A 12,123-nucleotide genomic window follows, 5' to 3' on the forward strand; every position below is an offset into this window, starting at 1 on the left:
ATGCAGAGCCACGCATTGACGCATCAGCGAGGAATGGCGCTCGTGTTGAGCCTGATTTTCCTTGCCATCGTCACCATGTTGAGCCTCTCTTCCATGCAAGGAGCGATCACTCAAGACCGTATGGCCTCGAGCCAGCGCGACTACGGTGTTGCCTTTCAAGCAGCAGAGGCCGCACTGAGCGAAGCCGAAACGCTGCTACAAAACGGCGCCCCTCCTGGCAATGGATGGCGCAACCACGACATGGCGATGGAAGAACTCACCCGTAACCCACGCTACCGCATCCAGACGCTGGCACCGCTAGGATCACTGACCAACAACGACGGGACGGAGGCGGTCGAAATGCTTTATCGGATAGAAACTCAAGGCTTTGGCCGTGGTGAAGATACCCGTGTCACGCTCGAGGCCCTCTACGTTCGCCAGCAGCCAGTGGAGGTCATCGTGCCATGATACAAAGATCCGCCCTGACACTTTTTGTATGCACTGTGTTCGTAATGTTGATCGCCACGAGTGCGCCCGTGCTGGGTTTTTCTCCTCCGCCACCACCTGATTACGACCCGGATCAGGAGGTCGATCTAGGAGACGATGATCCTGATCCAACGCCGGAGGAGCCTGATCCTGAGCCCCCCATAGGAGGCGGAGGCGATGAGCTCGTCGATGAAGATTACGACATCCCAAACGACCAAACGGGACTCTCCCCTGCTCCGTTGAACGTGGTCAGCCGTGTGCCACCTAACGTGTTATTGATTCTGGATAACTCAGAGAGTGGACAAGAAGGCCTAGATGGCCGTGTCGCCGTAGGCAACAACGCAGGCGATAGGGAGAACCTAGCCGCCTGCCAACCCAACACGTTCAATGCCTCTCAATGTCCAGCAGGTGCTCGTTCACCCCTCAGTAAATCCAGCATTATGAAGCGCGTGGGACGTGATCTCATTGAGCGATACCGAGGCGAATTAAATCTTGGGTTGATGGCATACCAGCAGAACCCCGCCTCGCTCACCCGAGACGCGGCTTTTAGCGGCAATACAGTCGTCTGGCGCTTAACAGAACGTGCTTTGGCCGCACGGTACTCCAGCAACGCTAACCCAAGCTGGTACGACCCAAGCTTCGACGGAGCCTGGAACGCTAGCACCAAACGTTACAGAGCACGGCTCCCGAACACCGACATCTACACGTTTTTCAATGTTGGTGTACCTGGCTACATGTTTGAGGAAAACTTCACGTCTGGCTTACCACGCAATGACGTCACTGAGTACTGGCGTCGGATATCCAACCCAACCACCACATCCGATCAGCTTTCAGAACGCTTTCGTGGACTGACCACAGGTTTTTCAAGCTCTCCAGCTATTGGCGATGGTGTCTCTTACAGCAACCCGGTTCGCTCAAATTTTACGCTGCCGCTGGTGGACAGTCTTCGCCAACGGGGCATACCAAACTGGGGGGCGCACACAGCCTCCATACAACTCAACCAATGGGAGTGGCGGACGACATCATCACCGGGACTAGGCTATCTGCATGTTCCCATTGGAGGGCTCAATAACGATGGCACGGTAAACAGTGCCCATTGGAGTGCCATCGAGACAAAACTGGGTGCCCAGCGCCATGAGTGGAACGGTAGCGGTAACCCCATGACGGATCCTTCTTGGCCACTGCTGGCGACAGGTTTGACCCCTATCGAAGGCACGATGTATACCGCCCGCGACTACTTTTTGAACACGAGCAGCAGCGCGTTCGGCCCCAATCAGGGACGCCGTGCGGGTATAGCGATTCCCAACATCAATAACCCCGATGCGCAGCAGTGCTTAGTGAATGCCAATATTTGGCTAACCGATGGTTTGCCGTCGGTAGACCGCTTCGGCAACTCACTAGGCAACAATGTTAGCGGCGCTTTAGCCAGCGCCGAAGCGGCCATTAAACGGCTATACGACGATACCAATGCACAGCTGCCTAACCCGGTAAGAACCTATGTGGTGGGCTTTAACCTACCGCCGGATATCGCCAATTTACCCAACGTCTCCGACGACCCACTCGGCGATCTTGCCCGCGCAGGGGGTACCGATCGCGCGTACTTTGCCAACGATGAAGCCTCGTTGAACCAGGTCATGCAGCAGGTGCTGGGCAATATCATCGCCGCCTCTCAGTCCAATACCTCCGCGGCGGTCAATGGCGACGAATTTGGTCTTGAAGATGGCAACTTGCTCTATACCGCAGGCTTTCGCAGTGACGATTGGTCAGGGCGTTTAGCCGCTTCGGTGATCCAAGCCGATGGTACTCGTAGCGAACGCTGGAATGCTGAAACCGAGCTCGCCGAGCAAGCAGGCAATCGGCGGTTATTGACCTATCGACGGCTGGAGAGCGGTGCCCGGAGCGGCGTTATACTAAGTGCCGACAACAGCGGCTTAACCAGTACCGAAGTGCGCTGGCTACAGGGCGAAGACGTGCAGGGGCTGCGGCCACGCCAATCGCTGCTGGGCGATATCATCAACGCCAACCCGGTGTTCTTAAAGGGGACTGATGAGCGTATGCCGCTCCTGCTGGTGGCCGCCAACGACGGCATGCTGCACGGCTTTAACGCGGAGACCGGTCGGGAACTGTTTGGCTTTTTACCCGCTGAGTTGACCCAAGGCGAGGCGCCCGCCATTCGCTCATTGATGCAGCCTGACTATAGCCATCGCTACTTCATGGATGGCACACCTGCTGTGCGGGAAGTGAACATCTCTGGTGGCCCGACTGCCGCGGCCGTCGGCACCATGGGCGCGGGTGGGCGGACGGTGTTTGCACTCGATGTGAGCAACCCCAGCAACATGAGCGCTGCTGACGTGCTTTGGGAGTTTCGCCATCCCGAGTTGGGCACGGGGGTTTCTCAACCCACGATCACGCAACTGACCGACGGCACCTGGGCCGCCATTTTTGGTAACGGCTATAACAGCATGGGCTACCAAGCGTCACTTTTCGTAGTGAACCTTGCTACCGGTGAGTTGATCAAGCAAATAAAGACAGGCGTAGGCAACACGGATACTCCCAACGGATTGGCCACCCCCACCGTCACTGCTTGGCCGAGCTATAACGGCGCACGCTTTGCCTACGCGGGCGACTTGGCAGGCAATATGTGGCGCTTCTCGTTAACCGGCAGTGGCACCGTTAACCAGCTATATCAAGGCAGCGCTAGCCAGCCCATCACATCAGCCCCCGCCGTCACGCTGAGCAGCGGCTCGCCGGATACGCTAGTGGTCTCCTTCGGCACCGGCAGCTATTTCCGCAACGGCGACATTGGTGACGCTTCGATACAGCAGCTCATTGGCCTGCGAGACCAAGTGAGTCGCAGCGCGACCATTACTCAAAGCGATCTACTGCTTCAACGCATTACGGGTGAAAACTCACAGAGTGGCTTTAACCGCCGCGCCAGCACCAACTTCGCCCCTGACAGTAACGACGTGGGATGGCGCTTGGAGCTACCTGCTGGAGAGCGCGTGATCACCGCCCCGTCGATCTCAACCAGCCTCCCACGGCGGGTGCGCTTCTCGACGCTGCTTCCCGATGAATCCGACCCCTGCGGCGGTGGGCGCAGCGGGTTCTTCATGTCGCTACTGGCCGATACCGGCGGCAGTGGCGGTTCGACCGCTTTCGACTTCAACGGTGACGGACGGCCAGACAGCGACGCCACCATCAACGGTGACGCCATCACCGGCTTGCAAGCGGGCACCGGCGAGCGCTTGGTGAGCGTGAATGACGGGGAGATCGAACGTCTCTTCGTGGGCAATCCAGAGGATACGAACGCTTCACCGAATGGCGATGGCTCCATCACGATTGGTTTTAGCGATGATCACTTGGGGCGTCGCTCCTGGCGGCAAGTGACCGGCGAAGAGAGCGATACATAGACGAAAAAAAAACCGGGGGAGCCATTGGCTCCCCCGACGAACGACGAGCAACTGCTCAATCGTCGAGTCCTACACGTCCGTACTTACAGGCTCAATCCACCAGTGGTAGCAGCGCATTCAGGCTTTCGCGAGCATCACCGTAGAACATCCGGGTGTTCTCCTTGAAGAACAGCGGGTTCTCGATACCCGAATAGCCGGTGCCTTGACCACGTTTGCTGACGAAGACCTGCTTCGCTTCCCACACTTTGAGCACCGGCATGCCCGCGATGGGGCTGTTGGGGTCCTCTTCGGCGGCAGGGTTCACGATGTCGTTGGAGCCGATGACGATGACCACGTCGGTCGTGGCGAAATCGTCGTTGATCTCGTCCATTTCCAGCACGATATCGTAGGGCACCTTGGCTTCCGCCAACAGCACGTTCATATGCCCCGGCAAGCGCCCAGCCACCGGGTGGATACCGAAACGTACGGTCTTACCCGCCGCGCGCAGCTTGCGAACGAGATCGCTGACCGCGGTTTGCGCCTGCGCCACCGCCATGCCGTAGCCCGGTACGATGATGATGCTATCGGCGTCGTTCAGTGCGGTAGCGACGCCATTGGCGTCGATGGAGACCTGCTCGCCTTCGATTTCCGCGGCAGGCCCTTGAGCCCCCCCAAAACCACCTAGAATCACGCTGACGAAATTGCGGTTCATCGCCTTACACATGATGTAAGAGAGAATCGCCCCGGAGGAGCCCACCAGCGCACCGGTCACGATCAACAGGTCGTTGGAAAGCGTGAAACCAATCGCCGCCGCCGCCCAGCCGGAGTAGCTGTTCAACATGGAGACCACCACCGGCATATCGGCTCCGCCGATGCCCATGATCAGGTGATACCCAATGAAGAACGCCAGCGCCGCAATCACCAGCAGCGTCCAGAAGCCTGCGCCGTTGAGGTAGAGAATCGCCAGCAGCAGCGATAGTACTGCGGCACCCGCATTCAGCATGTGGCCGCCGGGCAGTTGCTTGGGTTTACCGTCTACCTTGCCCGCCAGCTTGCCGAAGGCAATGACCGAGCCGGTGAACGTCACCGCGCCAATGAAGATGCCCAGCACCACCTCGATTTGCAGGAACATCAGCTCGTCGGGGGCCTTGGTGGCCACCAGCGCCGCAAAAGCGGAGAACTGGTCCAGCGACGCCTCAGCGGCACGAGCTGCCATCACCCGGCGGCGTTCCAGGTCTGCGCTCCAGGCAACGAAGACCGCTGCCAAGCCTACGAAACTGTGCAGCGCGGCCACGAGCTGGGGCATTTCGGTCATCTCGACCTTGCCCGCTACGTAAGCACCAATGGCTGCGCCAATCAGCATCATCGGAATCAGCCACCAGTAGCCGCCGATACCGGGGCCAAACGCGGTGAAAAACACCGCGACCGCCATACCGACGATGCCGTACCACACGGCGCGCTTGGCCTTTTCCTGATTACTCAAGCCGCCCAGCGACAAAATGAACAGCACGCTGGCCGCAATCGCTGCGGCAGATACGAATCCTTGCTCTAACATATCGTCTCTCCGCCGCTTAGGATTTTTGGAACATGGCCAGCATCCGGCGTGTCACCAGGAAGCCACCCACGATATTGATCGACGCGATCAGTACGGAAATACCCGCCAGCACGCTAACGACCGCGCTGCCGGAGCCAATTTGCAGAATCGCCCCCAAGATGATGATGCCGGATATCGCGTTGGTCACCGCCATCAGCGGCGTATGTAGCGAGTGGCTCACTTTCCAAATCACCTGGAAGCCGATGAAGCAGGCCAGCACGAAGACGATGAAGTGCTGCATGAACGAGGCCGGGGCGACCCAGCCGAGCAGCAGCATCAGCGCACCGCCTATCGCCAGCAGGCTCACCTGACGCTTAGTTTGCGCTTTGAATTCGGCAAGCTCGGCGGCCTTTTTCTCTTCGGGCGTTGGCTCTTTCTCTTTTTTCTTCGGCTTGGCCGCGCCGATAGCTTTCACCTTCGGCGGCGGCGGTGGGAAAGTAATCTCGCCTTGGTGCGTCACCGTGGCCCCCCGAATCACGTCGTCGTCCATGTCGTGGTGGATCACGCCGTCTTTCTCGGGGGTGAGATCGGTGAGCATGTGGCGAATGTTGGTAGCGTAAAGCAGTGAGGCTTGCGTCGCCATGCGCGAGGGGAAGTCGGTGTAGCCGATCACCACCACGCCGTTATCGCTCACTACGCGCTCGTCAGGCTGAGTCAGGTCGCAGTTACCGCCCTTCTCGGCGGCCAAATCGACGATCACCGAACCGGGCTTCATGGCCGCGACCATGTCTTCCAGCCACAGCTTGGGCGCAGGCTTACCGGGAATCAGCGCCGTGGTGATGACGATATCCACGTCCGGGGCCTGCTCGCGGAAGCATTCCAGCTGCTTCTCGCGGAATTCAGGGCTCGAAGGTGCCGCATAGCCCCCGCTTTCGGAACCATCCTGGCTATCTTCGAAATCGAGGAACAGGAACTCGGCGCCCATGGACTCGATCTGCTCGGAGACCTCGGGCCGTACGTCGAAGGCGCGCACCACGGCCCCCAGACTCGTCGCCGTGCCAATCGCCGCCAAGCCCGCCACCCCAGCACCGATCACTAACACTTTGGCGGGCGGTACTTTGCCGGCGGCGGTCACTTGGCCGGTAAAGAAACGGCCAAAGTTATTGCCCGCCTCGATCACCGCGCGGTAGCCCGCAATGTTGGCCATGGACGACAGCGCATCCATTTTCTGCGCCCGAGAGATACGCGGCACCATGTCCATGGCGATCACGGTGGCCCCCTGGGCTTTGCAGGCTTCCAGCAGCGCTTCGTTTTGCGCGGGCCAGAAAAAGGCGATCAGCGTTTGACCTTCGCGCAGCCGCTTGGCCTCTTCATCAGAGGGTTCGCGAACCTTGATGACCACTTCAGCGTCGCGCCACAGCGCGTCGGCGCTCTCGATCACGGTCACGCCAGCGTCACGATAGGTGTCGTCATTGAATCCCGCGGCTAGGCCAGCCCCCGTTTCGATGAGGCACTCATGGCCCAAATTTTGAAGATGCTTTGCGCTCTCAGGGGTCAGCGCGACCCGCGCTTCTCCCCGGGCACTCTCTTTTGGTGCGCCTATTTTCACACGCTTTCTCCCTAGGTTGTCCCGCGTCCAGCGCCCGCCCCTCTCCTAGCCAATCATCGCTAGCATCATGGAGCGCTGCTTTAATTCGTTGCGGCGCAAAAAAACGCGCCAGCTAGCAGTTTAGGATCTAACGCCAAGCCTGCCAGTGGCCATTCAACCTTTGCTTCAACTGAGTTGTATTTCTACAACATATTGATATCGAAACAGCGCCATGAATTAACGACTGGCATTCTTCGCAAACGCCGTGAGCTCCTGGTAAAGCCAGACGTTGGCAGGCGCGTTGGCGTAGAGGGTGTGCTGGATCAGCGTCATGGTCAATTCGGGAAGCTCGTCCGGCGGCGCCACCATGCGCACGGGCAGCATAGCGACGAAGCGCTCGGCCATTTGGCGCGGCAAGGTGATGATCGCATCGGTCAGCGCGACGACCCGTGCGGCGGCGATGTAATTGAGGTTCTTCGAAATCACGCGACGCGTCAGCCCGTGCTCAGCCAGGCAGTTTTCGATACGGCTGGGCAACAGGCCGCTGATGTCGGCGAGCTCGACGTGGAGCTGGCGGGCAAATGCCTCCAGCGCCAGCGCGTCCCCCACGTGAGGGTTGTGCTGGGCCGCCAGACACACCAGCTCTTCGTGCATCCAGGGCGTTTGCACCACGCCATTGGGCAGCGATGACTGGCTGTCCAAGCCAACCACCATATCCACCTGGCGCTGCTCTAACGCCTCACTCAGCACCTCCGGCGTAATCAGCTCGATGTAAAAACTGATGCCGGGCGCATAGCCCAACAGCTGGCTAAGAAACGCCGGATACATGACCTCTTCGAAGTAGTCGGTGGTCGCCAGCGTAAAGCGCCGGGTGCTGGTGTCGGGCGCGAACGTGGCGGGTGGAGCCAAGCCCGCTTGCAGCGCCGCCAGCGCCTGCTGCACCACCGGCAGCAGCGCCATGGCGCGGGGCGTCGGCTGCAGGCCCTGCTCGGTGCGCACCAACAGCGGATCGTCGAGCGCTTCTCTCAGGCGCTTCAGCGCATGGCTGAGCGCGGGCTGGCTGAGATGGAGCTTTTCGGCGGCACGGGTGACGTGGCGCTCGCGCATGAGCATCTCGAAGACCAGCAGCAAGTTCAGGTCAAAATGGCGGAGCGACCGCATAGCGCCTCACTATTCATATGATGAATGATTTCATTCTAAACATTCATTTCATTCATCGCGAAAAATTCCTTATCGTCGCGCTTCTTCGAGCCCACCACCTTTTCCAGACACACGACGATAGGAGAACCCATTAGGTGACCCCAGCGCAGATCATGCCCAGCCTGTTTGGTGATGTTATCTCCACGTTCATGGGCGTACCCAAAGCCACCGACCCGAACGCCACCGATGCCGAGGTGGTGGTCAGCGGCGTGCCGTTCGACCTCGCATGCTCCGGCCGTTCCGGCACCCGTATGGGGCCGAACGCCATTCGCCAAAGCACCGCCAACCTGATTTGGGAAGGCAAGCGCTGGCCGTGGGATTTCGCGTTGGAAGATCGCCTGCGGGTATGCGATGCCGGTAACCTGGACTACGCCTACGGTGAACCGGAAAGCCTGGTGGATAACCTGGAAAGCCACGCCATGCGCTGGTTGAAAGCGGGCAAGAAAATGTTGACGCTGGGCGGCGACCACTACATCAGCCTGCCGCTGCTGCGCGCTCACGCCCGCGAGCACGGCCCGCTGGCATTGATTCACTTTGATGCCCACACCGACACCTACGAGCAAGGCACGCGCTTCGATCACGGCACCATTTTCCACCATGCCCTCAAAGAAGGCTTGGTCGTGCCGGAGCACTCGCTGCAAATCGGTATTCGTACCAGCTATGACCGGAGCAACCACCCCTACGAAGTGCTGGATGCCGATTGGGTCAACGACCACGGCCCGGCGGCGGTGCTGGAGCGCATTCGTGCGCGAGTGGGTCACCACCCGGCGTATGTCACGCTGGATATCGACGGCCTAGACCCCGCCTTCGCACCGGGCACCGGCACGCCGGTATGCGGCGGCATGTCCACCGACCTGATGCTGAAAGTGATGCGCGGTATGGTGGGGATGGAGCTGGTGGGCATGGATCTCGTGGAAGTGAACCCGGCCTACGACCACGGCGACATTACCTCGCTGGCCGCCGCGACGCTGGGCTTGGAGTTTCTCTATACGCTGGCAGCGTCCAAGTCAGCCTAAGCGCAGGGTCACGTCGATGACCAGCAGCAGCGCGAGCGCCCCGACGGCGGGCCAGGGGCTTTTCAAAACGACGCCAAACAGGGTGAGCGGAATCAACACGGTCAGCGCTGCCAGCACGTGCGGCAGCGCTGCCGTGCCGCTCGTCCACATACTGCCAATGACGATCAATCCCAACAGCCCTAAACAGAGCCCCAGCCACACGCCGCGTTGCCGATTCGGTGATGGCACTGCGTTCGTCTCTTTTCGTTATGTTGGGCGTGAGTATGTGCGTTTAATATGCAGACCACTGTTGTACGATAACGTCGCTCGCATGCTGTACGATTTCAGGGATATGATGCCCTCCTTCTTGGCTAAGCTGTAGCCTACTCTCTCCCATTTGGATGATGTTGGTGTGGTTTGCGTTACCCGTCTGCTGCAGGTTCGCAGTGTTGCTGTTGCCATATTGTTGTATATCCGCTGTATTGAAATTACCAAACTGCCCAACCGCTGTTAGGTTGTCATTACCATGCTGAGTAAGCGACATCGCGTTTTCCAAGCCTTGTTGACTTACAAAAGCTTGATTACGCTCCCCTGTTTGGTCAATTAGCATCCAATTCGCATATCCAGACTGTAAAGCTGGGCCATCATCAAGACCAAGAATCGTATGATGGTCGCCTAGCTGTTGGAACTGTGCACGACTGCTATCACCCTCTTGGTAGAGCGATGCCTTCAAGCCAGTGCCTTCCTGTATCATCCGGGCATTATGGTTGTCTCCGACCTGTTCGATATATGCCAGATGGGTATCGGCCTGCGCCACGACACTTGCCATAATAAAAAGGAGTGTACTGGCTATCATCTGTGTCTTGGGGCTCATCGGCACTCTCCTCACCCAACAACCTCCGCGCTACGCTACGGGAGGAACATGAGCCCCTCCCGTAGTGGCGAATGCGATATTGCCACCGCCTTTTTGCGTCTTTTAATACTGTACTTGAGTACCCGTATTGTTATTGCCCGTTTGCATCATCGTCGCGGTATTGCTGGATTGATACTGAGAAATAGAGCCAGTGTTGCCATTGCCCGTTTGTGTGAGCGTCGCCACGTGGTAAGAACCCTCTTGGCCTACAGTGGCTGTATTACCGTCGCCATACTGACTTACGTAAGCCGAGTTATCGAGACCATCCTGCATAACGGTCGAGACGTTGCTGTCACCTTGCTGGTACTGCTCTGACACGTTCCCATAGCCCGCCTGGTCAGCCGTTGCCTCATTCCAGTCGCCCACTTGTTCTTGCGTAGCCGTATTACCATACGTAACGTCAGGGACGAACCACCCGGCATCGCTCACCTGAGTAATGCTGGCCATATTGGAATCACCAACCTGAGTTTGCCCAGCGGTATTAAGTGACGTCACAGCCAAAGTGAAAGCTCCTTCTGCGCTGGAGTTCTGCTCAATCATCGCATCGTTATCGTTACCCGTTTGCGATTGCGTGGCCGTATTGAAGGAGGTGATTGCGCCTGTCAAAAAGCCAGTCGCATCACTATTTTGTTGGATAGACGCATCATTACTATCGCCTATCTGGTCTTGTTCAGCCGTATTATTGAAGGAGGCAGCCGCACCAGAGCCTATCTGTTCAATGTCCGCTACGTTTGCGTTACCGTCTTGCTGTTGATCTGCGGTGTTGAGATTACCTTGCTGCATAATGTCAGCGAGGTTGTCATCTGCAAAAGCCGCACCTGAAACCGCGGTGAAGGCTGCTGCGATGCTGGCTGCCATTAGTGACTTGTTAAATTTCATGATACACCTCACCATTGTAGTGTCCCTTGGGACTTGGATTTGGTTACGGCCTATGCCGCAACCAGCCTGGGTGTGACGGGGTACATCCCGCCAAGGTGGTCCGTCACGCCCAATTCTTTAGCTCCAGCGGTTTGTTGACTGCCTGTTGCGAGACCGCCAGAGGTGAGCCGAGCCATCACCTTTACATGGCCATGCTAGCCATAGCGTTACTTGTTGGGCCTTAGAACTTATTGCACCAACTCGCCTTGCCTATCACGATAGGCGGCCAGGGCTGCCGCCCCCTCTGCCGCGTTAGCGAAACTCCATAGCCCCCGTTCAGAGCCCTCCATAATCATGGCATGGACGGCTTGCTCAACCGCCTCACGCAGGGCGACTAAACGTGGTTCGTTACGAGAAAAGCCGGCTTCCAATTCGAGAATTTCATCGGCATCCACGAAGCGAAATACATCGCCTTGAGCTTGTACCGAATAAATGCGTTTTGAGGCCACCACCGTTCTCCATACTTCACCGGTTTGACTACTAATCGCTCGTAGAAACACAGTGATCACGTCCTCACGGTATCTAGAACTCGCGCCAATACCGAGAAAGCGTGCGCCTGCTCCGCCGGTCAGCGTATTGGTGTCGTAACCGATAATGCCGCCCTCTAAAATGACGCCCGCATAGAGCAGCGGAGATGGCGGAGGGAGCGGGTTACCGTTTGCATCCGCAAAGCTTTGCCGCTGGTCTCGAATAATCTGCCGCTCAGTTAGCACACTGGAAAGCCGGTTACGCTCTAACACCCTAAACCACCTACCCCCGCCTGCGTCCTGGAGAGCGCGAATGAGGACTGCCGCCCCGCCTTGGGAAACTGCCTTTGAATAGTGGGGCGCCCCGGCTTCCGTTTCGCGATGCTGCCCGGTCATATCAGGAAAATCATAAACAGCAGCGACAACGGGCTCAGGTGGAAGCGGAAGTGTGGCCAAACTTGGCGTCGTACGAGTCTCAGGAGTGAAGGGCTGCAAACGTTGTGGAGAGGCACACCCGGCAAGTGCAACGGTCAGCGCCAATACCAGCATGAGATTTGGTGTCAGTGGCAATTTCGTCATGTCGACGTCCTGTTCGTACTTGGCTGAATAATCAAGGCCGCCAAGCGGCTCACTGGGCGCTGCTGCTTTTTATCA

At 58.2% G+C, this 12,123-nt stretch carries 10 protein-coding genes; 3 read left to right on the top strand and 7 right to left on the bottom strand.

Annotated elements, in window-relative coordinates; all coding sequences use genetic code 11:
• Together GYM47_RS16145 and GYM47_RS16150 are read left to right on the top strand one after the other, a co-directional pair.
• Positions 1 to 447 carry a pilus assembly PilX family protein gene (locus GYM47_RS16145; RefSeq protein WP_153842938.1) on the top strand — a complete coding sequence of 149 codons (447 nt, stop codon included), beginning with the start codon at positions 1 to 3 and terminating at the stop codon, positions 445 to 447.
• A gap of 44 nt (positions 448 to 491) precedes the next feature.
• A complete protein-coding gene (locus GYM47_RS16150) occupies positions 492 to 3,875 on the top strand; it encodes a pilus assembly protein (protein WP_153842937.1) in 3,384 nt (1,127 codons plus the stop codon).
• 91 nt (positions 3,876 to 3,966) lie between these two features.
• Here the strand turns inward: GYM47_RS16150 and GYM47_RS16155 are convergent, their stop codons facing one another.
• From GYM47_RS16155 to GYM47_RS16165, 3 genes are all read right to left on the bottom strand, one after another.
• Positions 3,967 to 5,409, bottom strand: a complete 1,443-nt coding sequence (locus GYM47_RS16155) for an NAD(P)(+) transhydrogenase (Re/Si-specific) subunit beta (protein WP_153842936.1) — start codon at positions 5,407 to 5,409, stop codon at positions 3,967 to 3,969.
• 16 nt (positions 5,410 to 5,425) lie between these two features.
• Positions 5,426 to 6,997 (bottom strand): Re/Si-specific NAD(P)(+) transhydrogenase subunit alpha, encoded by a 1,572-nt coding sequence (locus GYM47_RS16160; RefSeq protein WP_153842935.1) that lies wholly within the window; start codon positions 6,995 to 6,997, stop codon positions 5,426 to 5,428.
• A 216-nt stretch (positions 6,998 to 7,213) separates the two neighbouring features.
• The gene (locus tag GYM47_RS16165) at positions 7,214 to 8,137 is read right to left on the bottom strand and encodes a LysR family transcriptional regulator (protein ID WP_153842934.1); all 924 of its coding nucleotides are present in this window, start codon (positions 8,135 to 8,137) and stop codon (positions 7,214 to 7,216) included.
• Between the two features lie 134 nt (positions 8,138 to 8,271).
• Between GYM47_RS16165 and speB the strand changes: the two genes are divergently transcribed.
• On the top strand, positions 8,272 to 9,192 hold the full coding sequence (gene speB, locus GYM47_RS16170; protein ID WP_422822487.1) for an agmatinase: 921 nt from the start codon (positions 8,272 to 8,274) through the stop codon (positions 9,190 to 9,192).
• On the opposite strand, the gene GYM47_RS16175 is transcribed toward speB, so the two are convergent.
• The 4 genes from GYM47_RS16175 to GYM47_RS16190 all read right to left on the bottom strand — a co-directional run bounded on the left by GYM47_RS16175 (position 9,184) and on the right by GYM47_RS16190 (position 12,048).
• Positions 9,184 to 9,420, bottom strand: a complete 237-nt coding sequence (locus tag GYM47_RS16175; RefSeq protein ID WP_153842933.1) for a hypothetical protein — start codon at positions 9,418 to 9,420, stop codon at positions 9,184 to 9,186. The genes speB and GYM47_RS16175 overlap by 9 nt on opposite strands.
• Before the next feature lie 43 nt (positions 9,421 to 9,463).
• Positions 9,464 to 10,045 (bottom strand): hypothetical protein, encoded by a 582-nt coding sequence (locus GYM47_RS16180; protein ID WP_153842932.1) that lies wholly within the window; start codon positions 10,043 to 10,045, stop codon positions 9,464 to 9,466.
• A gap of 102 nt (positions 10,046 to 10,147) precedes the next feature.
• Positions 10,148 to 10,963: a hypothetical protein gene (locus GYM47_RS16185; RefSeq protein ID WP_168444474.1), complete on the bottom strand. Its 816-nt coding sequence runs from the start codon at positions 10,961 to 10,963 to the stop codon at positions 10,148 to 10,150.
• A 227-nt stretch (positions 10,964 to 11,190) separates the two neighbouring features.
• Positions 11,191 to 12,048, bottom strand: a complete 858-nt coding sequence (locus tag GYM47_RS16190; protein ID WP_153842930.1) for a CsgG/HfaB family protein — start codon at positions 12,046 to 12,048, stop codon at positions 11,191 to 11,193.
• Positions 12,049 to 12,123: the final 75 nt, after the last annotated feature.

The organism is Vreelandella piezotolerans (assembly GCF_012427705.1).
Classification (GTDB): Bacteria; Pseudomonadota; Gammaproteobacteria; order Pseudomonadales; family Halomonadaceae; genus Vreelandella; species Vreelandella piezotolerans.